The sequence below is a fragment of the Streptomyces phaeofaciens genome, from assembly GCF_014648915.1.
Classification (GTDB): domain Bacteria; phylum Actinomycetota; class Actinomycetes; order Streptomycetales; family Streptomycetaceae; genus Streptomyces; species Streptomyces phaeofaciens.
In genome coordinates this window covers 1-23,611 of the sequence record NZ_BMSA01000048.1, presented here as the reverse complement: position 1 = coordinate 23,611, position 23,611 = coordinate 1, and the positions used below count along the sequence as shown (strand labels likewise).

The window sequence follows — 23,611 nt, the reverse complement described above, 5'->3', positions numbered from 1 at the left end:
CACCGGCGGGGCCGTACGAAACGAGTGGTGGATGCAAGATGTCAGGTGCATGCTCCTGCATGGAAGTACCTTTCCGTGCAGGGATGTTGTCGGGGCATGGCTGAAAAGAGACGTATTCCGGGCATGGGGGGCGGGATCCACCGGGAGTCCGGCGACGTCGACCGCGCCCTGGCGTACGCCGCCGGCCTGGTGCCGGCCGCGCTACCCGCACCAGAGCGCCGGAACCGCGAGAACCAGCTCGACCGGTCGAGGGCAGTGATCGACTCCTCCCACGTCCGGGCCGCATGCCGGGGCCCAGAAGCGGCCCCGGCCCAGTCGTCCGCGCACGGCCGGGCAGCAGGTACCACGTCATCACCGACGGCCAGGGCATCCCGCTCGCGGTGTCCCTGATCGGCGGAAACCGCGGACGACGTCACTCAGCTCCTGCCCTTGCTCGACAAGATCCCACGCGTGGCCGGCTCCGTCGGGCGACCCAGTCGACGGCCCGACACGCTGTTCGCGGACCGCGGCCACGACCACGACGCATACCACCGTCTCCTGCGCGAGCGCGGCATCCGCCCGGCGATCGCCGAACGCGGTCAGCCACACGGCACCGGCCTGGGCGCGTTCCGCTGGTCGTCGAGCGGACCAGTGGCGGGTGGCCCCACAGGTCCCCTCTCACATCCCGGCGAGGAGGTCACGGGCTTCAGCGCTCTGCGGGGCATTCAGCTGGGTGTAGAGCGTCAGAGCCGCATGGAGGTGGTTCCGTGCTTTTGCACGGTCTCCCCGGCCGAGTTCGAGTCTGCCCAGCTCCAGCTGGACGCGCGCGTCACCGGAACGGTCGCCTATGTCCTGGTAGACCCTCTGCGCCCGCCCGAATCTGCCGGCCGCCGAGATCAACTGGCCCTCCGCGGCGTCGAGCGCCCCTAGCTCCAGCTCCGCCCAGGCTTCGCCCCGGCGGTTGCCCATACCGGCGTACATGTCGTGCGCGGCCTGAGCGTGCGAGCGTGCTGCGGCGAGATCGCCCATCGACCGGTGCAGGGAGCCGAGTTCGACCCGGGCGTCCGCCATGTTCCTCGGGCTGCCCAGGTCTTCGAACTCGCGCCAAGCCGCTTCGAGCAAAGAGCCGGCTTCGGCGTAGTGCCCGAGGCTCCTCTGTACGATCCCCATCTCGCGGCGGGCCCAGGCGCGGCCGTTGCGGTCCGCGGCGTCGGAGTAGATGTCCAGAGCCTCAGAAAACTGCGCCAAGGCCCGGTGCTGGTCTCCGGTGAGCCGGTCGATGGTGCCCAGTTCGATGAGGATCCACGCCCTGTTTCGATGGTTCTCCGCGGCGGCGAAGATCGCATAGGCCTCCGTGAGGGCCTCACGGGCTCCTTGGTAGTCGCCGGTCGCTCTGCTGATCAGCCCGAGGTTACCGAGTCCGTTGGCCTCTCCACGCCGGTCGGACGTGGCCCGGTAGAGATCGACTGCCTGCTGCGTGAGGGAGCGAGCGGGCACGTATCTCGCCAAGTGGTAGAGAATTACGCCGAGTTCGCTCGCACAATACGCCTGGTTGTGTGGCTCACTCGGCTGTAGCCCGGCGAAGATGCTCATCGCCGTACGAGAGTATTCCTCGGCCGAGCTGTACCGGCCCGACACCCGATGCAGGGTTCCCAGCTGGGCGCGACAGTTGGCCTGACCGGACAGGTCTCCGGACGCGAGGGCGATCTGCAACGCCGCCTTGTTCAGCTCTTCGGCCTGAACCAGGTTTCTCCGGATACGCATGAAGTAGGTGAGCCCGGCCGTCAGCCACCAGCTCTTGGGCCAGGCGCACTCGATGGCCAGGCGCGCCACCGACCGCAGGTCGTCGAAGTGGTGGTCCAGCCATTCCAGGGCCTGTCGCTCCGTCATCGGGACAACAGGCCCCGCATGGACGCTGTCCGGCACGGGCAGCTCCATGGGCGCGGAGATGAAGGCGTTAGCCCGCTTCAGCAGGCACGCCATCAGTTCGAACAGCCTCCCTCGGGCCTGCGCGGACGCCTCGTCGTTCGGCACCGTCTCCTCCGGCTGAGCAAGCGATTGCATCAGATCATGGAACCCGAAACCATGCGGGTCGGGTCTCACGAGCAGGCCCTGATGGTGGAGCACGGTGAGGGAGCGTTCGGCATCCCTGATGGTCAGGTTCGCCAGGGCCGCCGCGATCTCGGCCGTCACATGAGGCCCTGGGTGGAGCGCGGCCCGTCGGAAGACCAGACGGTGCGCCGGTTCGAGGGCCTGGATCGTCGCCAGCATCGGTTCGAGCCCGACACCGTGAAGGTGGCGGCCAGCTGGGCCGGAATGCGGGCCCAGCGGCACATGGTCGGCGACGATCCGGTCCGCGATGTGCCTCACCGTGAGCGGCAGCCGGTACGTCGCCACCAGCCCGTCGATCACCGTGTCGTCGACGCTGCGGGAGCCCCGCCGCAGGATGGCGCGGAGGACGGAGCGTGCGGCTTCCTCGGGCAGCGTGTCGATCGCGATGTGCACATCCGCATCGATTCCGGGAATCATGTGCCGACTGGTGAGCAGGACGAGGGAGTGCGGGGATCGGGGAAGGACCTCGAGCATCTGGGAGGTGTGGTCGACGTCGTCGAGCACGAGCAGGAACGGCTTGTGTCCCACGACGGACTGCCATTGCCCGCTCATGCCGGCCGGCTCCAGGCTCGTGGCGGTCTGGGCGGCCCCGACCGTGACCAGAAGCGCCGCCAGGGCGTCCAGCGGGTCGAGTCGGCCGGCCGAATCGGCGTGACTGCGGTAGCCGACGAAGAGCTGTCCTGCCGGGTACCGCGCCGCGAGCAGGTGCGCCGCCTGGACGGCCAACTCCGTCTTTCCGCTCCCCGACCGGCCCGTGATGATGCAGACAAGGGGACGGGAGCCGCTTCTGGGCGGGCGGGCGTCGAGGAGTCTGCGTAGTTCCCGGTCCCGCCCGGCGAACACCGCGGTGCCCGGGGGGAGGGTGCACGGAGGGTTCTGGTAGGTGGACCCGGCGCCGCCGGGACTGCTGCCGGGCACCAGAGCGGCGCCGGCGGAGGCGAGGGAGATCAGCACCAGAAGGGCGCCGAAGAGCCACCAGTTCCAGGTGGCGGTGACCATGTTGGTCACCGCGCCTACGGCGGCCCCGAGGACAGGGCCCGATGAGAGGAGCAGCGCTTCACGTCGTCGACCGACGAGGCTGGCCATCGACCCCCATTTCGCCCCTGCGACCGCTGAGCAGACTGAGTATGCCCACGGAGACGGTGTCGCATTCCAGCCGCGCGCTCCGAATCCGGCGCGTCCTCATCCGCCCCGAGTCGACAGGGACTTCGACCGTGACCTCAGTACGGTCATGGTGAAGTCTGAACGCAGTGTCGCCCGGTGATCCGGGAGGCGGAAGAGCGGCAGATCCGCGCTCTGCACCGGTGGTGTGACGTGCCTTCGTCGTTGCCCCGCCACAGGCGCCCGCCCGGGCCCGAGACACGTTCAGGCCTCTGACATCTGCCGCTGTGCGTGCGGCCGCCGCCGATACCGGCACCGGCCGCACGCCCCGGCTCGTCGCTCTCAGATCGGGTGCGGCTCAAGGTCGAGACAGCTGAGTTTCCACTCCTGCAGGGCCCGTACGCGGGGGTGCTCCCCACCGATGCGCTTCCTCAGCGAGGCCAGGGTTTCGTGGTGCTTGGTGCGGGCCTCGTCGGCCCTGCCCAGATGACTCAGGACGACAGCGAAGTTCCCGGCACAGGTCAGCGTCGACGGGTGAGTCGGCCCGAGAACCTCCTTGAGCAGTACGTACGCGTCATGACTGCTCTTCCGGGCTTCCTCCCACTGGGCGAGCGCTGCCTCCGCAACGGCCAGGTTCGCACGGCAGATGAGCACATAGGGATGGTGCTCGCCACGGAGTTCACGGAACATCGTCCGGGCCCGGCACAGCGCCTCCCACGCCTCGTGGGCCGCTACCGGACTGACGGACCCGACGTCGTCGAGCTGCAGGACCGCGTAGTTGACCGAGCAGGCCACAGCGTGGGGGTGCCTCTCTCCCAGGCTGTCTCTCAGATCGCCCAGAACCCTGCGGATCAGGCTCAGCGCCTCGGCGGCGCGGCCCTGGGCTGCCATGTCGCCTGCCAGGCTCATCTCCAGCAGCAATTCCTCCGAGCACGATTCCCCTTCTCCCTCGGGTGTGCTCCTCAGGACATGGCGCACGAGCTCCTCGGCCTCCACCGGCCGACCCGCCTTTCGCAGTGAACCGGCCAAGGTCTTGGCCGTGTTGAGCACAGGCGCCGATCCCTGGGTGAGGCCGGGGTTGCGCAGAGAGCACTCGTAGACGCGCCTCAGCAGCGTGACGGATTCCTCGTAGTCACCGCAGTCACACAGATCGCGGCCCAGGTTCACCGCACACAGGATCGTCAGCGGATGGTCGTGGCGCAGGAGCGCCTCGAGCAGGTCCAGCGTCTTGCGGTCCAGCTCGCGGGCCTTGTAGCAGTCGCCGAAAAGACGCAGGGTGTCGGCGAGGTTGATGGCCGCGATGAGGGTGCGCGCGTGATCCTGACCGTAGATGAGCTCGTACCTCCGGTACGTCTCCTCGCCGTACCGCAGAGCCTCCGTCAGCCGGCCAAGGCCCCGCAGGTCGGCCGCGATGCTACCGGTGGTCATCAGGACGTGCTGGTCGTCGACGTCGTCGAGTACGGCGAGCTGTCGCTCCAGGACCTCCTGGTCGAGGGCGAGCGACTCCTCGTACCTGCCCTGGGCGCGCAGGATGTTGGCGATCTGGAAGCGCATGTGCAGCGTCCAGCGTTCTTCCGCCGAGCCCTCCGCGGACCAGGCGGCCACCCGTCGGAGGCCGTAGTCCAGGGCCTGGCTCAGCTCGCCCCCGCAGCGCAGCTGGCGAACCCGGTCGACGAACAATTCCCTGATGCCTTCGTCGGGCGCGGTCTCGGCCCACGGTGTGCCGAGGTGGGGCCAGATGATGCGGTACTTCTCCCAGGTGTCGGGGTTCTCGGGGTCGCCCCCGCTCGGCCTGGCGGCGATCAGCGAGCGATGGACCACTTTTTGTGCGGCCTCGCGCTCCGCGTCGGTCATCTCCTCGCGCATGGCGATCTGTGTCATCCGGTGCACCCTCACGCCCCGTGCCTTGCGGTCCACCGTAATGAGGGAGAACTTGCTCAGCTCCTCGCAGGCGCGGGACACCGTGCCGACACCGCCGAGCGCCCGGGAGACCTCAGAGCCTGCCAGCAGGTCCAGGGAGATCGGCTCGGAGCCGTAGTACGAGCAGATCTGCAAGAGCTTCACCGCGGGCGGGAACTTCTCCCTCAGCTGTCCGAGGGCGAACTCCCGGGTGCCAGTGATCGACTTTGCGACTTCGTCGACCGTGGTGTCGTCCGGGGCTCCGGTGGCCTGGGGCTGGAGCTGTTGGATGTAGCTGCGGACGTCGACTCCGGTTTGATCGATGTAGGCCGCGGCGTGTTCGATCGCGATCGGCAGGTCGCCCAGGGCCTCCGCGATCCGGTCGGCCTCCGTCCAGCCGCAATCGGGCAGTCGGCTGCGCAGGTGGGCGGTGCTCTCGTCCCGCTCGAACACGGGGACGTCGACGGTGTCCACGAACGGTCCCCAGCCCTCGGCGCGCTGACTGGTGACCAGTATGTGGCCGCCTCGGGCGTCCATCATGAACTCGGGGAGGTCTTCGGCCTCTGTCACATTGTCCAGGATCAGCAGCCAACTGGCGTGCGGTACAACTTGGTTGAGTGCCTCGTACACCGCCCTGGCCGTATCGGTCGGAGTCGGACGCATCGGCAGGCGGAGCGCCTCGGCCATGGCCGCGTACTGCTCGACGGCCAGGATCTTCTGCTCGGCCTGGATGTGCCAGATGACGTCGTAGTCGCTCTTGTAGCGGTACGCGAACTCCTGGGCCAGTAGGGTCTTCCCGACCCCGCCCATGCCCTTGAGCACGAGGGCGCGGCTGTTCTCCTTCCGCAGTATCTCCCGGATGCGCTCCAGCAGCTGCGTGCGTCCAGTGAAGGACGAGCCGCGCAACGGGACCGCGAAGACCGGAGGTTCGGCACCGGGGTAGCGGGGCAGCTTCCTTTCGCTGTCGATGAACTGATCACGCGTCAGCGACTCGGGAGTCCGGCCGAAGCAGGCCAGCAGTGCCTGACAAGCTGCCTCTCCGGTGTCGTAGCGGGTCATGTCGGCGAGTTGTTCCGTGAATGGCGCGTCCCGTGACACGTTTCGGTCGATCTGTATCAAGACCAGCTGGTGCGCGCGCCGGTCACCCTCCGCGTAGACCGCCTCCCAGGTGGTGCGGAAGCGGGACGACCTGAGATAGGTCTCGGAGAGGATGACCAGGGTGTGCGAGGCCGACTCGATGCCGCGCTCGGTCTCGTCCCGCTGCCGAACGCCCTCCGTCGTGCCCTCGGGCGCCAGGTGGACCTTGAAACCGGCCTGTGCCAGGACCGCCTTGGCCCAGTTGGCCCAACTCCGGTCCTGGGCAACGAAGCTGACGTATACGTCGGAAATGTGCGGCGGACGGTGGCGGGTGTACCGGTCGAGGGTCTTGCGGCGGAGCGTCTCGTCGATGCGGGGCATCGAGTCGACCTGGCCGTCCGTGATGACCTCGGTGAGTCTCTCGTAGGCGGCGAGCAGGCTCTTGGGATCCCCTGGCTGCTCGCGGAACGGGGCGAGCGTCTCCTCGTAGGAGTAGATGGGCCGGTAGGGGATCTCCACATTGCCCCAGTAGTCCTCCGGGGCCCGATCGGTGATGTGCTTGCGCACGATCCGGTCGAAGCGGTACTGGATCTGCCCACGGGCGGCGTCCAGCCGATCGGCCTCGGCGTTCTCGACCCGCATGGGGACCGGCAGGATTCGGATGCCCCGGTTGCTGTGGATTCGGTCGACGCGCTCGGCCGCGCCTGCCGCGCCCTCGATGCTCTGGCTGCTCGGGGTGAAGCAAGTGACCAAGGCGTGCGGCAGGATGACGGTGCAGATGTCGGAGATGTCGTTGAGCCCGGTGCAGCTGTCGATGAGGACGTAGTCGAATTTTTCGACGAACTCGCGCTTGAGCCCTTCCAGGAACCTGGTCGCCAGCGGCCCGTCCAAGAAGGCCTTCCAGTCGAACTGTGAGAACGCCGAGAGGTAACCCTGGCTGCTTGTGCCGGCCGGGAGGTAGGAGAGCCGGCCACCCGCGGGGAATTCCCAGTCGATGTGGACGAGGCAGGTGTCGAGAGCGATTCCGTCGCTCGTCCAGGCGTCGGCCGCGGGCAACAGTTCGGAATCCAGTTCGGTCTGGCACGTCTGTTCTGCCGTGTTCAGTGCCTGGAGCATGAACTGGGTGGACTGGGTGACCAGTTGGAGCACACCGGGTGGTGTGGAGCGCAGCTGGCTCTCACTCAGGAAGGGGTGCAGGAAGCGGCCCAGACCCGGAGCGTCCAGGTCCCAGTCGACCGCCAGGACACTTCTGCCCGAGGAGGCCAGGATCCAGGCCGTGTTGGCCAGTGCCATCGTCCGGCCCGCACCGCCTTTGTACGAGTAGAACGTGATGATCCTGCCCGCGCCGTCGCCGGTCATGGCCTGCCCTCCACGAGACGTCCTTACATCGGACTGATTCATTCAGGCAGAGCGGCCGGATCCCGCTCAAGGGGCGAGCAGCTCGGCCCTCACGTCGATCCCTTCGGGGTGACCGAGGTCTTCCAGGATCACGAGCGCGCGAAGCCAGTGGTCTCGGGCTTCGGCGGCTCGGCCGTTGCTCTTGAAGGCACGCGCCAGAATACGCAAGGTGGCGGCCTCGCTGAGGCGATTGCCAAGGTCCTCGTGCAGTGGGAGCGCCTTTGAGGCGAAGTGGACCGCCTCGTCGAAGCGACGCAGGGAGAGATACGTGTCGGCGAGCTTGTCCAGTACCAATGCCTCCCCGTAAGCACGCCCGAGGCCACGGAACATCGCCAAGGAACGCTCCAGGGCATCGATGGCTTCGTCATAGCGCCCCAGTCCACGGTAAGCAGGGGCGATGTTCTCCAGAGAGTGAGCGGCCAGAGAGGCATCGCCATTGCGTTCGGCGGCGATCAGAGCTTGGTCCAGCTGGTCGATCGCCTCGCTGAAACGACCGAGGGACACCAAGCAGTCTCCGATGCTGTTGAGGCACCACCCCTCGTCCTGGCCGAGCTCGCGGCTGGCGGCGAGGGCTTCACGGTTGCGCTGCAGGCTCTCCTCGTAGGCCCCGCGATAGGAGAGCGCGGCCCCGAGAGATCGCAGGGTGATCGCCTCAGCCTGTCTGTCACCCAGGCGACGGGCGGCAGCAACAGCCGTCTCAGAGGCCGTGACCCAGTCGGTGGTCGGCCGTCGCAGCTGGAAGAAGGACCTGAGGGCGATCGGCAACTGCCACGCCACGACGTCCTCGCCCATCTCGGCGGCCTGGCGACAGGCTGCGAGGAGGTTCGCGAACTCCGTCTCGCACCAGTTCATTGCCGCGGTTCGGGAAGGAAAGTTGATGGTCAGCGCAGGTGCGGGGCGGTCGCTCGTCGTCCGGTCGAAGGCCGTCGGCCCCCTGCGGACATCGAGCGCCGCGGCGGCATCCTCGGCTGTGAAGAGATACCAACTCAGCAAGCGTCGCAGAGCGTCAGAGCGGTCCTGCTCGGACTCTTCGGACACTCGCTCGCGGGCGTAGTCACGCAGCAGGTCGTGGAACCGGTATCGATCCTGGCCCGCCACCTCGAGGAGATGCAAGCCGGCAAGCCCGCCGAGGACGCGGGCGGCTTGATCGGGCGGGAGCTTTGTGAGTGCCGCGGCTGCCAGCACGCTGATCTCGGGCCCTGGAACCAGTCCGAGAAGGCGAAACGTCCGGGCAGCCGTTGGGGAGAGTTCGCGGTACGACCAGGAGAACACTTCACGGACCGCCGTTGTCTCGTCGTCGTCGAACGTGGTCAGAACGTCCAGCCGTTGGCTTCCTGACTCGAGTTCGGAAGCCAGGGCCTCGATAGGCGAAAATGGGTGGACTGCCGCCCGCTCGGCCGCGATGCGCAGGGCCAGGGGAAGGTGGACGCAGTGCCTTGCCAGCTTGGCGGACGCCACAGGTTCCGCATCGACGCGTTCCCTTCCCAGAATGGACCGCATCAGGTCAGTCGCATCCTGGGGGCGGAGGGGGCCGATGGCGATACGTTGGGCACCCTCGCGGACGACAAGACCGGACAGCTGGCTTCGGCTGGTCACGAGCATCAAGGACCGTGAGGTGCCGGGAAGAAGAGGACGCAGCTGAGCGGCGCTGCGCACATTGTCCAGGAAGATGATGAGGCGCCGCCCGCTCACCATATGGCGGTACAGGGCCGCCCTGGCGTCCAATTCCGGCAGGATGCTGCCTGGAGACACACCCAGACTCACGAGGAGATTCTCCAGGGCCTGGTGGGGTGAGAGTGGAGGGCTGGCGTCGTAGCCCTGGAGGTTGAGGTACAGGTGACCGTCCGGAAAGCGGTCGCCTACGACGTGGGCCCAGTGGACGGCCAACGCCGTCTTACCGACGCCCGGGGCGCCAACGAGCGCTGTGATGGGCAAGGTTGCCGGGTCATGGGCATCAGAGGCTGCGAGGAGTGACTCGAGCCGGGCCAGTTCGGCCGTTCGACCAGTGAAATGGGTCGGCCTTGGGGGAAGTTGACGAGGCGCCGTCGCCGGAGCGGGGCGTCCGGTGTGGAAGTGCACGCCACCAAGAATTTGCCGCGCCTGGACGACGTTGTCGGCTGTCCCGGGAAAATCGTTGTGCGAGCCGTCGGGCGGACGTGGATCAACACGATCTGTCATGAGGCCGCATCAATCGTCTGAATATGGGGGATTCAGCATAGGGGGCACACGGAACGCTGTCCACGGCCACAGGGAAGCGGACCGTTGTATTCCGCACCGTCCCGCTGCCGGTGCCATTGACACACTCGGCTGCGCCACCGTTCCATGACAAGGCTCCCTGTGCGATGACCGTAGGAGGGTGTGCGTGCATTCCGCGTCCGACGGTGACAGCGGAGCGGCTCTCGGGCTGCGACCGTCCGTCTTGGTGATGCAGCCGACGACGTTGTGCAATCTTGATTGCAGATATTGCTACCTGCCCGACCGGGCGCAGCGCCTCAACATGTCGCCCGCCGTCAATCGTGCAGTTGTGGAGTCCGTGGCCCGCTGGAGCGACCCTGCGCATCAGATGGAGGTCCTATGGCACGCGGGAGAGCCGCTCACCGTCGGTGTCCGGAATTTCGAGGATCTACTCTCCGAATGGCCTCCCGGAATCGCTCATCACATCCAGACGAATGCGACCTTGATCGATGAGGCGTGGTGTGCTCTGTTCGACCGATACCACGTGCGGGTGTCCGTGAGTATCGACGGGCCACGGGGCATGAACGCGGACAGGGTCACACGCGGGGGTGGCCCCGCCTGGCGAAGGATTGCGGCCGGGATCGCGGTGTTGAGGCGCCATGGGACCCCCTTTCACATGCTTTCCGTGGTGCGCGATCCCGCACCCGAGGCCGCTCGGCTGATCTATTCCCACGCCTGCGCCATCGGAGCGGAAGCACTGGGAATCCTGCCCGAGGAAACGAAGGGCTCCCATGGCGGACGCTCACCCACCGGAAAAAGCGAATGGGTGAGCTTCTTCGCTGAACTCTTCACGCAGTGGCGGGCGAATCCCGTGGTGCGACTGCGAGAACTGGAGTCCGTGGCGAACTGCTACGACGCGGTGCGATCGGGGATCACCGCCGCGGAGGTCCTGAGTATGCCCGTGGAGCCTATCCCCACCGTGTCGTACAACGGGGAGGTGACGGTCATGTCCCCTGATCTTGCGGGCTTCCGGCATCCAAGGCATGGGGCTTTCACGGTAGGCAACGTACTGCGGGACCCCCTTGAGGATCTTCTGAGCGGAGCGGGCTCGGTTCCGTGGGTTCGCGAAGCCCTCGCGGGTGTGGACACGTGTCGCCGGACCTGCCGCTACGCCGTTGTCTGCGGCGGAAGCTGGCCGGCGAACAAGTACTTCGAGCTCGGGCGGCTCGACGGTACCGAAACAAACTTTTGCCGAAACCTCCATCAAGCGAAGACCGAAGGGGCATTGCTGTGCCAACCATGACCAGCCGGAATACTCCGGAACCAGATCTCGGCGACGTTCTGCTCGCTGAGGCGGAGCGCCTCGAGTGGCTGCTGCGGCCGATACCTCGGGGCACCACCCAGCCCGATCACGACGGTGTTCTCGTATTCCACAAGTTCCAGTCGATGAACCAAATGTGGAGCCGTCCCGGCACCTGATCAAGCCTGGGAGAAAGCGCCCCGCGGAAAGTTTCCGGCGAAGACCAAGGCGCTGGACGAATACGGGTGACCCTCCATCGACCCGTCATGCAGTGCGAGTCCGGCAGGCAGGACGACCAAATCTCCCACCTCGGTCGTCCAGACGAGACAAACGATGTTCAACACCTCGGCCGGGTGTTCGGCGAGGAAGTCACGGAGCTGCTTGGTGCTCGGTACATTCCGGCTGTCACCGGGACGGACCTTGTCCGACAGATGCAAGGCGGACATGTTGAGGGCGAAGACCAGTGAGCGGGCACCCGGCCCCAAGTTGTGAATGACACGCCGATCCGCGCACGCAACGCGAACGTCGCGGAGATAACGTTCGCCTTCGCCCTGACTGGTCCAGGCGTTGTCGTAATGCATGCCCACCCAGCGGGCCGCCGTGGGCTCGGAGTACTGGGCGATGCGCGGGTCCATCACCGTCGTGGTCCGTGTGCCCCCTCGCGCCGTGAGTACGTCCACCAGCCGGCCCGAATGCGAGCCGAGTGCGTAGCGGGAGCCGTAGTGGGGTACGAAATCCGGCCTGGTGGCCTCCTCCGACGCGGCGGCCACCATCCGGTGGTGGGAGCGGCTCAGTCTTCCGAAGCCGACACACAGACCTGCGGGCGTCCCGGGAGCCGCCAGGAACGGCGTGATGCACCTGGACCGCCTGGTCGTCAGAGGCACAGGCGCATCCGGCACGATGGCATGCTCCGCGAATCCTCCATGTGCCACCTCTTCCGGCGTCGCCAGATGGACGCCGCACACCGACAGCCGGTGGCGGTGCATCCGCAACCACGCGCCCGGGCAGTCGAGCCTGATCGACCTGTCGTCGACATGGAGAGAGCCCAACGCGGCGTCCACAGAATCCGTGCCCATGCCATGTCCTCGCGATCGGATGATGCGGAACCCTGCCGGTCGGCCGCTAGGGGACTACCCGTACGGCTCCTTCACCACTCCTCTCCCCAGGCCGCCCGGGGCACCAGCTTCGCCTTCTGTCCGGGGCAGTCAAAAAGCGCTACTTTGAATGGGTCGGAGGGGAAAGGGGAGCCCATGTTCGACGCGTCAACGGCACAGGCGGTGGCAGCGGTTGTCACCGTGGCCGCAACCAGCGCCGCGACCGAGGCAGGGCGCGAGGCGTGGGCATCACTGCTCGAACTCGTACGGCGGGCCGTTCGGCGTTCCCCCGGGACTTCCGACGAGGACGCGCTACCCGTGGATCCGCAGGATCCGGCTCAGGTCCGCATACTCGCCGGGCTCATTCTCGAGGAGGCGGCGCGGAATGACGACTTCGCGGCGGCCTTGCAGAGCTGGACCCATGCCTCCAGCGCCAGCCTGGGACTTGCTTCGCGGGCGAGCGGCGTGCACAACGAGGTGGCGGGCAATGCCAACGTGGCCACGGTGATTCAGGCGGACACCGTGAACGGCGGGATCAGCTTCGGGCACAGTCCGCTCCCGGCGAACAGTGATGAGCAGTGACGTCGGCGGTACCGTCCGAGCGCGAGGTGCTGCTGGATGAGGCCGGCCGTCCGGCCGCCGAATACGTGCAGGGTCAGAGCCACGACGGTCCCTGGGCCGACGCGTTGCGGACCATCAGCGGGCACCCCGGCAGCACCGTCCCTTTGCTGCTGGACCGGTTACCCGGTTGGGCGGTGACGACGGACGAGAACCTGGCCGCGGACTTGTTGCTGGCCGGGGCGCGCTCGGTGCGGTATGCCCACCACTACGGATGGGATCTCGCCTTGCGTCGACCGGATTCCGACTGGGCTGCGCCCACGCTGCCGGCGCGCCTTCGACTGGTGGCTGCGAGCACCATGAGCGCGCAGGACCTGGCAGCAACGCGCCAGACCGCCTACCGCCCGGGGCACCCGGACCACGGGGCGGACCGAGCAACCGGCAGTGTCGGCCGACTACAGGGACTTCTCGACGGTACGCGCTACGGCGCCCTCCTGGACTGCAGTGCGGTGGTGCTGGAGGGGACGCAGGTGGTAGCAGCCGTCACGGTCAACCGCCACGACGGGACTCCATCGCGCCGAGGGCCCTGGTTCACCGACGTGTTCCGCGATCCACTGCCCCGGTACTCGGGTCTGGGCACATTGCTGCTGCAATGGGTCCTCGCACATGCCGCAGAGGCCGGCGAGACAGAAGTGGGGTTGTCCGTCACGGAGGGGAATCCCGCCCGGCTGATTTTCGAACGAATCGGCTTCTTGCACACGGAGAGCACGCGCACCGTGGTGCTTCCCTAGGTTCTGTCTGACAAATGATCGTTTCTCGCGACTGCGGCTTGGGCCGATGGCCTTGCCGTGGTGGGCTGGGGCAGTGATGCTGACCCGATGCCAGGACAGCGGAAGAGGAAGCGCAAGGAACGGGACTCACGAGCACGGACTGCCGCTCGCACCGCCCCGGACAAGGGTCACTGGGAAGTGGTCTTCGAGACTCGTGACGTGTCGGAATTCAATGCCCACCTCCGTGGCCTGCGTGCCGGGAAGGAGCGATTCGACGGGGAGTTGGCCCGGATCGACACGCTCTGCGGACGCCTGTCGCATCCGACCGTCTATCGGCTGAGCATGTTCGTTCCGTACTCCGCAGGTGATCCTGACCGCGAGCGCCTTGAGGATGGATCTTGTGGTGGGTCGGGGTGAGTCAGCGGTTGCGGACCGGGGCGCCCCGGCGGGACCTGCCGGAGCGCTATGGCCCGTGGCAGACGGTCTACGAGCGGTTGTTCGCCCGCTGGGAGAACGACGGGAGCTGGGCACGGCTGCTGGAGCACGTCCAGGTCAAGGACGATGCGGTGGGTGCGGTGGAGTGGACGATGTACGGGTTGCCGCGGAACTCGGGGACCTCCCTGGGAGGGGAGGCGACCAGGACAGCCCCAGCTCGGTCGTATCTCCAGGGCAGGCAGCCCTGGGCCACCGGTGTGCCCACGCCTGCGGGGGTGTGTAGAAGGCGGGATGCCGCAGCCGCCCGCGCGCAGCCGCTCGGCCAGGGTGCTTTGCGGTGTGAGCTCAACCTCCGGTTTCCCGCAGAGGTACTGGCGGGCGAACTCCATGTTCTCCCAGACGTAGGACGCCGTGACCCGACGGATCCGGCCGAGGTCGAGGAGGACGCCGAGTCCGGTCCCGTCCACACCGTACTTGTTGGAGAAGACCTCCAGGCCATCGGCCTCCTGCTCGGCCAGTGCCGCGATCAGGAGGTCAGGGATCTTCGTGAGTCCGAACCCGCCGACGGCGAGAGAGCTGCCTGGGCGATGTCGGCGACCATTGAGCTGTCGGTGTGTGCAGTCCTGCAAGGCGCGATCTTCGCCGGTGTCAAAGCCACGGTAGACCGAGGCGGCGCCATCGCCGCCCGCCGCCTGACGGACCCGACAACGCCGAGCATCTGCGACCGAAGGACACCCGTCCGAGGGCGGTCACGCCGAGGGCGGCGCCGCCCAAGGTGGCGATGACGGATCTGCGGGTGGCGCCGGCCCGCTCCACGGAGTCGTGGTGGGAGGCACCAGTCATGCCGCCACGACCGAGCGCGCGGCGGTCGACGGGATCGGTCGAACGACCGACGTTTCGGGACGACAAGCGCGGCCACGTCCTCGGCACCGCGACCACCGCGGCGCTGCTCATCGGCTTCGGAGTCGAGTCCCGGCCTCACCAGGCGATCGGTCGATACGCCAGGGCGCTGGTCGACCACCTCACCAGCTGAAAGCTCCCGCTCCGACGGCCAGAAGATCAAGTCGCTGACATGACCGGACGGGCATGCCAGGGATCTGTCGAGCCTGTTCAGCCAGTCGGTCACCTCGTCGTCCGAAGCATAGTCCGCTTGCATGATCCGCTGCACGAGCGCGACCGCCTCCCCGCGGCTCAAGTCCACTGCACTCATCGGGTCCTCCGCCGGGTCAGGACACATCATCGCCTGGGGAGCTCCTGGGAACCGACCGGGTCGATACGGAGGTCGCTGGGGCGGCACCGCCGACCGGGCCCGGGCTGCACCCGTGGGACCCGTCGGACAGCCGGCACACACGGAACAACCGGCCTCGAGTCAGGCGGCCGCTTCGTCGAGCACGGCGAGCGAGGTGGCGGCCTCGGCCTGGCGCGGGCTTTTCAGCGCGGCGAGGGCGTCGCGGGCGGCGAGCAGCGTCTCTCGGGCGTCCGGGTGGCCCGTCGCACTGAGCACCTGGCCCAGGTCGAGCCGGGCCGGTCCGGCCCAGGCCGGCATCTGTGAGGCCTCGAAGGCGGCGAGGGCCTGACGCAGCGGCGGTTCGGCCTCGTCCCAGCGTTCCAGGGCTGCCAGGTCGTTGCCGATCTGCTGGCGGGCGACCGCGTGGTACAAGGTGATCAGCTCGTCCGTCCGGCCCGGGATTCCCGCGCGGCAGATCCTCTCGCTGCGGCGGTGGATGTCCAGGGCTTCCGCCGCCCGGCCGACCTGACGGAGCAGGGTGCCGAGGGAGTTGAGGATCGTCAGCTCGGCCAGCCGGGCCTGTGGGGAGTCCTGCAAGGCCAGGCAGTCGGCTGCCTCGCGCAGCCGCGCGTGAGCCTCTTCCGAGCGGCCCAGCCGGTGGACCGCGCCCGCGCCGTAGCCGAGCGCCCAGCCTCCCTGAAGTCCGTCCCTGCAGTCGCGGGCGGCCACGAGCGCGGCGTCGGCGGACGTCAGGGCGGCGTGGGGATCGGCGACGCAGAGGTTGTAGGCCCAGGCGAGGTAGTTGAGGTGGACCGCCTCCTCCCGCCTGCTGCCCAGCGAGCGGGCGGAGTCGACGGAGAGCTGGAACACCTCCACCCACTGCTCCCAGTGCTGGTTGAGGTCGGAGAACCAGTGCATCGCTTCCGCCGTGTCCAGGACCTCCCGGTGGCGGCCAGTGACGTGGGCCCGGCGCAGCGCGGCGAGCCACTGGGCTCGCTCGGCCTCCAGCCAGGTCCGCGCCTCCTCCCGGCCGGTGGGCGCTCCGTCCGGGCCCGGGTCGTCGTGCGGGGTCGGGGCGTCGCGCGGAGCGGTCCGGTCGTGCTCGGCGTCGAAGTGCAGCGCGGCGGCGGTGGCCCGGCGCAGCATCCATCGCGCGGCCCGGTCGAGGGCGGCGTCGCGGATCTCGGGGCCGTCCTCGACCGCGATCTGCTCGGCCGCGTAGAGCTTGAGCAGGTCGTGGAAGCGGTAACGCTCCGTGGCGGCATCGCTCTGGAGCAGTCCGGCGTCGGTCAGCTCCTCGGCCCGGGCGACCGCCTCGTCGTAGGGCAGGCCGGCCAGGAGTGCGCCGGTCTCGGGACTGAAGTCGGCTCCTGCGGCCAGCGAGGCACGGCGCAGAAACGTCCGGGACTCCGGGGGAAGTTGTCGGTACGAGAGTGCGAAGGCGGCACGCACCCGCAGGCTTCCGGCCTGGAGGCCGTCCAGTCGCCGGCCCTCGGCGGCGAGGCGGGCGACGAGCTTGCCCAGGCGTTCGTGCGGGCGGCTGAGGAGTCGCTGGCCGGCGATGCGGACGGCCAGCGGCAGGTGTCCGCACAGGTCGGCGAGGTCGCGTGCGGCCTGTGCTTCCGCCTGAACCCGTTCCGAGCCGATGATACGAGTCAGGAGTTCGACCGCCTCCTCCCGTCGCAGCAGGGCCAGATCGCTGCGGTGGACGGATTCCAGACCCGCAAGGGAGTGGCGGCTGGTGACGATGGTCAGCGACGGGCCGATGCCGGGCAGCAGGGGGCTGACCTGGGACTCGTCGACGGCGTTGTCCAGCAGCAGGAGTACACGCCGGTCGCCGACCACGGATCGCCACAGGCCCGCACGGTCGTCGGTGCCCGCCGGTATCGCGGCGTCGGGGACTCCCATCGATCCCAGGAGCCGGGCGAGCGCGTCCCGGGGTGTGGTCGGCTCGGGATCCATGCCGTGCAGGTCCAGGGCGAACTGTCCGTCCGGGAAGTGTGGGGCGAGGCGGTGTGCGGCATGCACCGCGAACGCGGTCTTGCCCAGACCGGGCTGCCCGGCGACCACGGCGACCATCGGCCGGTTCGGATCGGCGTCCTGGGCCATTTCCAGCAGCCGGGCGAGGGGCGGGACGCGGGCGGTGAAGTCCTGGATGTCGCGCGGCAGGGCCAAGACGGCGGGGGCGGCCGGGCCGGTGGCCGTCCGGGGGCGCGGACGGCCCAGGGCGGCGGCCTTCTCCAGGTTCGCCGCCTCGTCGTCGTTCAGTCCCAGTGCCTCGGCCAGAACCTGCACCGTACGACGCTGTGGCCCTCGGGTGCGCCCGCGTTCCATGTCGGCCAGGGCCCGGATGCTCACCCCGGCGGCGTGCGAGAGACCCTCCTGGCTCAGTCCGGCACGTGCCCGCAGGCGTCGCAGCTGCTGCCCGAAGTCCTCCATGCGCACCGTCGATGTCCCCCGACCGTCCGGCTCGCCCGGATGCAAGCCCCCGGCAGAAGTATGGCTGACGACACTTCTGCCGGGAGAACCGCCTGGGACGCGGCTGCAACAGATGATCAACTCAAGACAGACGCGGGACGCCCCGGGCATACGAAGTCCAGGCAACGGAGCCCGAGCGGACACGACCCGCCGGGACGGACCCGGTGCGGGCCGGGGGAGCGGCGCAGATCACCTGCCGCCGAACGCCCACCGCATGCACATCATCGATCTTCGAACGGGGAAATCCTGCATGAACAGCGGCAAGCAGCAGACTGTCGGGGTGTCCAGGAAGAGCGTTCGGGAACCGGCGCGTTGAACCCGACCCGGACCCTGCACACGCTCGACTGTCACAACTTCCACGAGTTGCTGGAAGCCGCGCAGGTCGACTCCGGAGAGTCCGTGCATCCCCTGCCGTCCGACCTCCAGTCGGGCCATGGCAACTGAGAACCGCGGAACACCAGCAGAACGACTTCGGCCGATGGCACCGAGCCCCGGCCCAACACCACTCACGGGGGAACTCTCCATGAACACTCTTCGTCGCCGCTCCGCCCTGCTCGCTGTCGTGGGCACGGCCCTCACCCTGTCCCTCACCGCCTGCCAGAACGACGCGGACTCCAAGTCGACGTCCGCGGCCGCCTCTTCGGCGACGGTGGAGGCGCCGGACGGGAAGGGCACCGGCACGTCCGACCCGACTGGTTCGACCGACTCGGCGGGATCGACGGGCTCCACCGACGCCGGCGGCTCCGCGGGGACCACCGGATCGACCAGCGGTCAGGTGACCACCTCCGTCCCGGTCTGCGCCGCGCGGGACGTCATTGTCACCGCCGCCACGCAGGACGGCCCGCCGTACACCCACGTTGTCCTCACGGCGAAGAACACCTCCGGCCACTCCTGCCGGCTGACGGGTTTTCCGCATGTCCAGTTCCTGGAGAGCCACAAGCAGGACGTTCCGGTCGTTGCCAAGAGCAAGCCGGCCACACCGGTCGTGCTCACGGCGGGAACCCCGGCCTATGCCCTGGTCAAGCTGTCGGACGGCGGCGTCGACGAGGACAATGAGCCCGTGTCAGCGTTCTCCGTCATGCTTGAGGGCGACTCGACGGTCATCGCCGTCACCGCACCCGGCAGCGGCGGCATCGCCGTCGAACCGGCGAAGGCCCTCACCGGCTATTGGACCCCCGAGCTCCGCAATGGCGCGGACGACTTCTGAGATCCGCCGCGGGGCCTGAGGGCCCGAGCGCCCTCAGGTATCAACGCTCGCAATAACGTCGGCGCCACGGTTCGGGCTCACGCCGGTGCGAGCGCGGCTGCCGGGGGCCGCCTGGGACAGGTGCGCATCCGGAATTCGCGGGGTGATCGGGGTTGGTGATGGGCAGAAGGCGCGGTCGCCGGGTGTCGCGAAGAGCAGGTCGGCCGGGCGTCGGGCGAGGCAGAGGGTCACCACCGGCCGCCGGTCTGCGCTCCCATGCTCTGGTAGCCGGCATCCGCGAGGATCTCCATGAAACGGGCCGCCGGCCAGGAGCTGGACCGGTCCGAGCTGCCGGTCCTGGGTGATGCCGGCCCGGCTGCCCGGCCGGGCCGGGCAGCAGAACAGCATGCGCCCCTCTGCGTCTGTGCGGACCATGGACTTCACGGCGTTCTGCTTGGTTTTCCGGAGACGAACGTGTCCCGGTCCTTGCGGCCTGCGGCCGGGCGTCGCACACGGATCTCCATGCCCGTCGATGATCCCGGTCCGACCGTCGACGCCCAGGTACTCGATGACCTCGGCGAGAGTACGCAGCCGGACGTCCGGCGCGATGGTGCATCCCCGCTGCGCGAGCAGGGGCCGCACCTCGCCGATGGCGGGCGAGCGTGGCCAGGCCGGCGGAGGTGAGCACTTCCGACACTTTGATCTTGTGTCTGTGGTCGCAGGTGACCGCTTCCTCGCCGGTCGGTCCTCATCTGCCCGGGGAAAGAAGGCTTTCCAGGGGCCGTGGCAGTGGATACACGCGCTCCGCGGGGAACAGCCGCTGGGCTTTGGCGGCGTGCCCGGTCTGCTTCAGGGTCGCCGCCTTGCGGACCTGGGGGGTGAGGTCGGTGAGGCTGGTGATCCAGTCGTCGGTGAACGTGCGGATCAGATTGCGGCCGATGCCGACCTGGATGCTGTAGTGGTTCAGCGCCGCGCCACGCGAGGAGCGTTCCGGGTCCCACTGGACATGTACGGCCGCCTGGGCGACGGCTGCCGCATCCGCGGTCGTGAGCACGGCCTGGGACAGGGCTTCCTCCCAGCCCAGCCGGGTCATCCGTACTGCGAGAACGCGTTCTTGACCGGGCTTGCGGGCCCAGTTGCTGCGGTGCATCAGCCACAGGAAGGAGGGCTTGATCCAAGTCATCCTGTGGAATGAGAACGGCACGACGAAGCGGCCCGCTCGCAGCGCCGCGTCGGCTATGGCGGGCGCGTATGCCTGGTAGACCACGATCGTGTCGGCGTCGTAGTCTGCGCGAATCTGGTACTGGGGTGCCATGCGCCGCACCCTGCCATCCGCTCCACACCCATCGCGAACCATTTCCTCTGCCCTCGGCCGGTTCGAATGTGATGGCTGTGGCCACTCGTTGACGGCTGCTGCAAGGACGGTCGCCTCGTAGCGGACCGCTCAGTGCCAGTTGGTGACCCGCACGTCATGCGGTCTCGTGTGAGGAGACCGCGAGCATCCCGTCCCAGCGCCGGTTCGTCGACAACATGGTCTCCGCGTTCGAGCAGGACGGCCCCGACGCTGCCCCGCTGCTGGACGGTACTCCCACCGTGCCGCCCAGCTGATCTTCGACGAGGTCGCCGAGGCGTACATTCCCGCTGTGCGGGCCGCCCGCCAGCCGCGAGCACCACCACCTGCGTCGGCCCCGACCCGCTGCTCCCGTACACCGATGACCGCCGTGCGGGCCCGCAGGGCCACCCAGGCCCGTCGCGCAACGCCCCCGTCATCGACCGGCTCCGCGCAGCCCTGACGATCGGCTGACTTCCCGCTCGGCCGAGCCGCCGACAGCCCGCCCCAGATGCCCGGGACGGGCTGTCAGGCCGTCCCGGCACGCCTCTCTTTCGTACTGTCGGCCTCCGGGCCCATGGTGGGTTCCTCGCGGAGCTCCTCCGCGACCTCGTGTGCCCGAGACGGGTCGTAGACCGTCATCGTCCTGTGCGCGGAATACGTCGCGGCGCCCCGGGGCGTGTACTGGTAACTGCGGATGCCGTGGCGGACAGCCAGCTCGTCGACCGCGCTGACGGGCACGTGCCACAGGGCAGCAAGGTCCGAAGGCGTCCACCACTGGTCCGGACACAGGAAGTTCCGGTCAACTTCCGTCCGGTGCTCCACCGCCGCTTGGGCTGGGCCGAGTTGGCTGGTCAGCCAGTCGAGCAGTGCCTCGGTTTCGACCTGGGACAGCGGGGCGAGAAGCGCCGGCTCGCAGTCCACAGTCCCTCCACGCGTGTGCAGCACCACGGTGATCGATTTCCGTTGACCCAATCTGAGCCGCTCGACGACGACGACGCGCTGGAGATCAGCCGTAGCAACGGTCGAGGAACGCAGGAAGCGCGCGATCACGAGTTGCGTCGCATTTTGTTGGGGGCGGAACTCGATCCACCGCACCATCGTGGTCGACATCATGCCTGTCAAGGCCAGGGCGAGCCCGATCACGGCCAGGACTGTCAACCAGAGACCAACCCAGATGATGGCCCAGACGAGCCCGGACCCCGTGAGCGCCGCGACCACCAGGGTCAGCAGCAGGAGGGGGCCGCGATGCACAGCGGGACCATGACGCTCGCGCCGAGCACGAAGCCGAACTGCCGGACTCGACTTGGCACGAAAACCAGCCGTGCACCCGCTGCCGTCACCGACACAACTCCCGCCAACGGGCCCGTGTTTCGAATGGCCATGGGGCAAATGTAGATATCGGCCGCGAAATTCGTAAGGGGCCGAGCGGCCCGGCAGTTCCCGCCCGCGAGGGGAGCCTTCCCGGCCCTCCGGCCGGCCGTTTCGTCGACCGGCTCCGCGCGGGCTTGACGATCGGCTGACCCACCCCCGCTCGCCTCAAGGCCGTCATCGTCCTGGCCGCCGTGACTCTCTACGCGCTTGCTGCCTCCACCGGTACCGGGCTGGCCGGCCTGCTTTCTTTCTCTGGAACGGAACCCCGATGGTGACCACCACCCCGGGCACCACCATCCCGAACACCGTAGCGGGCCGGGCTGCCGGGCCGGCGGGAGCGGGTCGTCGAGCCGGACGCGGACGGCTGGTACCGGATCGGTGCCCAGTGACGGTGGAGGGAGCGGCCCGTCGACAAGGACGACTGCGACGGCTGTCTTGAAGACGCCTCAAGCCGCGATTGCGTGAATGGTCTTGCGTCGACTTGGAGTGCGTCTTGTGCCGGCCGGACTGCAAGCGCATCTGGTCCGTGTTTCGCAGACTCGGCAGGATTCGAACCCGCGCGCCCCGACAAGCAGCCGGGAGCTCTGGCCAACTGAGCTTACGAGCCGACCGCCCCGCTCCAGGCTGTCGCCCTGGTCGGCCGAGGCCAACTGCGATCCGAGGCAGGTCGCATGCAGTGATCCTACGAAGCCAGCGGGGGGTTGGTCGAACGGTTTGTGACCGAGCAAGCCGGCTGAGGAGCGGACCGGTGCCAGGAAGGAGCAAACAATCCTGCGTGCAAGCCGACGGGCTGGGATCCAGTGCAGATCCGACCAGAACTTCTCCACGTATCCTCCAGGAGGTCCCCGGCCTTGTTTTCTCAGTTCCCCACCGCCTTGATGAGTGGATCAACGGGCGCGAAAATGCGGGGAGCGTCGAAACCAGGGGGAGCGCAATGAGTCTGGGAACAGTGGCCGTAACAGGGGCGGCGGGCACCGTCGGTTCCGTGGTGCGTGAGGCGCTGCGACACGAGGCGGCACGCCTTGTCCTGCTCGACCGCGTACCGCTCCACCCGCAGGCCGAGAACGAAGTCGTGCACAGAGTGGATCTGCGGGACGCCGCCGCCGTGGAATCGGCCCTCGCGGGAGCCGACCGCGTGCTCCACTTGGGCGGCGTGCCCGACGAGGCTCCTCTCCCGGACCTGCTCGAAGCCAACGTCCTGGGCACGCACCACGTCCTGGAAGCGGCGCGGCGCACGGGAATCAAGCGGGTGGTGCTGGCGAGCAGCAACCGTGTGACCGGCTTCTACCCCGCCGGACATCTCACGGGCCCACAGGAGCCGGTACGCCCTGATGGCCTCTACGGGGTGAGCAAGGTGGCTGTCGAGGCCCTCGGACAGTTGTACGCCGACAAGTTCGGTCTGTCAGTGATCTGCCTCCGCATCGGCAGCTTCGAGCGCACTCCTACCGACCCCCGGCACCTGGCGACCTGGCTGAGCCCGCGCGACGCCGTCGGCTACATCCGGGCTGCGCTGGCCGCGCCGTCCACCACCCGCTTTGTCACGGCGTACGCCGTCTCCGCCAACACCCGCCGCTTCTGGAAACTCCCTGATGTGACGGAACTGGCCTACGTCCCCGTCGACAATGCCGAAGTCCACGCTGCGGAAATTCCCGGTGACCTTTCAGCCGATCCGAGCGCCACCCAGGCCGGCCTCTATGCCGCGCCCGAGTTCACCCTCAAGCACCTTCGCCCCTGACGCATGGAGCCATCGCACGCTACTCGCGCTCGCAGCAACCTCCCCTGAGGAGCGACGAGCAGGCGTGGGGGATACGTCCGCTCTTCTGCCGCCGCAGACGGGATCACTCGGACAAGGCGGCGTCCGGCGGCAGCCTCCCTCTGCGATCAGACGCTCGTGCCGGGCAATCTCGATGTTCCGCAGTAACCACCAGGTGAGACGTGTGAAGTGCGACCCCGGCCCGCTTGCTGATCAGCCGGACCTGGGCCGAGTACCGGTTCGCGTGAACCGCGATCTGGCTGTAGCGATCGACACTTGGAGTGAAGAGCCGGCCCGTCTCGAACGGCTCCTAGTACTGCAACGGTGTCTGCCGTGACTGCTGGCCAGGTCGGTCGTTGGTGTG

Annotated in this window: 13 protein-coding genes, 1 tRNA gene and 4 pseudogenes; 8 read left to right on the top strand and 10 right to left on the bottom strand. The window is 68.2% G+C overall.

Features of this window, described 5'->3' with window-relative positions; genetic code table 11:
• Positions 1–234: 234 nt before the first annotated feature.
• Positions 235–615, top strand: a pseudogene (locus IE275_RS46485) (transposase); the annotation flags it as partial.
• Between the two features lie 42 nt (positions 616–657).
• Here IE275_RS46485 and IE275_RS42665 read toward each other — a convergent pair.
• The 3 genes from IE275_RS42665 to IE275_RS42655 all read right to left on the bottom strand — a co-directional run bounded on the left by IE275_RS42665 (position 658) and on the right by IE275_RS42655 (position 9,744).
• Positions 658–2,817, bottom strand: a complete 2,160-nt coding sequence (locus IE275_RS42665) for a tetratricopeptide repeat protein (protein WP_229871246.1) — start codon at positions 2,815–2,817, stop codon at positions 658–660.
• A 717-nt stretch (positions 2,818–3,534) separates the two neighbouring features.
• Complete coding sequence (fxsT, locus tag IE275_RS42660) at positions 3,535–7,527, bottom strand: FxSxx-COOH system tetratricopeptide repeat protein (protein WP_189718088.1); 3,993 nt, start codon at positions 7,525–7,527, stop codon at positions 3,535–3,537.
• A 66-nt stretch (positions 7,528–7,593) separates the two neighbouring features.
• Positions 7,594–9,744 (bottom strand): ATP-binding protein, encoded by a 2,151-nt coding sequence (locus IE275_RS42655; RefSeq protein WP_189718087.1) that lies wholly within the window; start codon positions 9,742–9,744, stop codon positions 7,594–7,596.
• A 184-nt stretch (positions 9,745–9,928) separates the two neighbouring features.
• On the opposite strand from IE275_RS42655, the gene IE275_RS42650 reads away from it, so the two are divergent.
• On the top strand, positions 9,929–11,044 hold the full coding sequence (locus IE275_RS42650; protein WP_229871245.1) for a radical SAM protein: 1,116 nt from the start codon (positions 9,929–9,931) through the stop codon (positions 11,042–11,044).
• 176 nt (positions 11,045–11,220) lie between these two features.
• Here the strand turns inward: IE275_RS42650 and IE275_RS42645 are convergent, their stop codons facing one another.
• Positions 11,221–12,117 (bottom strand): hypothetical protein, encoded by an 897-nt coding sequence (locus tag IE275_RS42645; RefSeq protein WP_189718086.1) that lies wholly within the window; start codon positions 12,115–12,117, stop codon positions 11,221–11,223.
• Between the two features lie 174 nt (positions 12,118–12,291).
• Between IE275_RS42645 and IE275_RS42640 the strand changes: the two genes are divergently transcribed.
• From IE275_RS42640 to IE275_RS47405, 3 genes and pseudogenes are all read left to right on the top strand, one after another.
• Complete coding sequence (locus IE275_RS42640) at positions 12,292–12,717, top strand: hypothetical protein (RefSeq protein WP_189718085.1); 426 nt, start codon at positions 12,292–12,294, stop codon at positions 12,715–12,717.
• Complete coding sequence (locus tag IE275_RS42635; RefSeq protein ID WP_189718084.1) at positions 12,714–13,484, top strand: GNAT family N-acetyltransferase; 771 nt, start codon at positions 12,714–12,716, stop codon at positions 13,482–13,484. The genes IE275_RS42640 and IE275_RS42635 overlap by 4 nt, the downstream gene beginning before the upstream one ends.
• Positions 13,485–13,873: 389 nt before the next feature.
• Positions 13,874–14,053 (top strand): annotated as a pseudogene (locus IE275_RS47405) (transposase); the annotation flags it as partial.
• A 4-nt stretch (positions 14,054–14,057) separates the two neighbouring features.
• Here the strand turns inward: IE275_RS47405 and IE275_RS42630 are convergent.
• The 3 genes and pseudogenes from IE275_RS42630 to IE275_RS42620 all read right to left on the bottom strand — a co-directional run.
• Positions 14,058–14,527: pseudogene (locus tag IE275_RS42630) on the bottom strand (CoA transferase subunit A); the annotation flags it as partial.
• A gap of 349 nt (positions 14,528–14,876) precedes the next feature.
• Positions 14,877–15,108 (bottom strand): annotated as a pseudogene (locus tag IE275_RS46475) (bacteriocin immunity protein).
• 159 nt (positions 15,109–15,267) lie between these two features.
• Complete coding sequence (locus IE275_RS42620) at positions 15,268–17,565, bottom strand: ATP-binding protein (RefSeq protein WP_189718105.1); 2,298 nt, start codon at positions 17,563–17,565, stop codon at positions 15,268–15,270.
• Positions 17,566–17,916: 351 nt separating this feature from the next.
• On the opposite strand from IE275_RS42620, the gene IE275_RS46970 reads away from it, so the two are divergent.
• Both IE275_RS46970 and IE275_RS42615 read left to right on the top strand, forming a co-directional pair.
• Positions 17,917–18,048: a hypothetical protein gene (locus IE275_RS46970; protein WP_268255357.1), complete on the top strand. Its 132-nt coding sequence runs from the start codon at positions 17,917–17,919 to the stop codon at positions 18,046–18,048.
• Positions 18,049–18,127: 79 nt separating this feature from the next.
• Positions 18,128–18,811, top strand: a complete 684-nt coding sequence (locus IE275_RS42615) for a DUF4232 domain-containing protein (protein WP_189718082.1) — start codon at positions 18,128–18,130, stop codon at positions 18,809–18,811.
• Positions 18,812–19,538: 727 nt separating this feature from the next.
• Here the strand turns inward: IE275_RS42615 and IE275_RS42610 are convergent.
• The 3 genes from IE275_RS42610 to IE275_RS42600 all read right to left on the bottom strand — a co-directional run bounded on the left by IE275_RS42610 (position 19,539) and on the right by IE275_RS42600 (position 22,102).
• Positions 19,539–20,105, bottom strand: a complete 567-nt coding sequence (locus IE275_RS42610; protein ID WP_189718081.1) for a DUF4291 domain-containing protein — start codon at positions 20,103–20,105, stop codon at positions 19,539–19,541.
• A 543-nt stretch (positions 20,106–20,648) separates the two neighbouring features.
• Positions 20,649–21,374 (bottom strand): hypothetical protein, encoded by a 726-nt coding sequence (locus IE275_RS42605; protein WP_189718080.1) that lies wholly within the window; start codon positions 21,372–21,374, stop codon positions 20,649–20,651.
• 654 nt (positions 21,375–22,028) lie between these two features.
• A tRNA-Ser gene (locus tag IE275_RS42600) sits at positions 22,029–22,102 on the bottom strand.
• A 377-nt stretch (positions 22,103–22,479) separates the two neighbouring features.
• On the opposite strand from IE275_RS42600, the gene IE275_RS42595 reads away from it, so the two are divergent.
• Positions 22,480–23,229: an NAD-dependent epimerase/dehydratase family protein gene (locus tag IE275_RS42595; protein WP_229871244.1), complete on the top strand. Its 750-nt coding sequence runs from the start codon at positions 22,480–22,482 to the stop codon at positions 23,227–23,229.
• The last annotated feature ends 382 nt before the right edge of the window (positions 23,230–23,611 follow it).

Bases quoted from the DNA above. Each gene is read 5' to 3' on its own strand.
- fxsT (WP_189718088.1), bottom strand. From the start codon at position 7,527: ATGACCGGCGACGGCGCGGGCAGGATCATCACGTTCTACTCGTACAAA.
- IE275_RS42640 (WP_189718085.1), top strand. From the start codon at position 12,292: ATGTTCGACGCGTCAACGGCACAGGCGGTGGCAGCGGTTGTCACCGTG.
- IE275_RS42655 (WP_189718087.1), bottom strand. From the start codon at position 9,744: ATGACAGATCGTGTTGATCCACGTCCGCCCGACGGCTCGCACAACGAT.
- IE275_RS42610 (WP_189718081.1), bottom strand. From the start codon at position 20,105: ATGGCACCCCAGTACCAGATTCGCGCAGACTACGACGCCGACACGATC.
- IE275_RS42615 (WP_189718082.1), top strand. From the start codon at position 18,128: ATGAACACTCTTCGTCGCCGCTCCGCCCTGCTCGCTGTCGTGGGCACG.
- IE275_RS42645 (WP_189718086.1), bottom strand. From the start codon at position 12,117: ATGGGCACGGATTCTGTGGACGCCGCGTTGGGCTCTCTCCATGTCGAC.
- IE275_RS42620 (WP_189718105.1), bottom strand. From the start codon at position 17,565: ATGGAGGACTTCGGGCAGCAGCTGCGACGCCTGCGGGCACGTGCCGGA.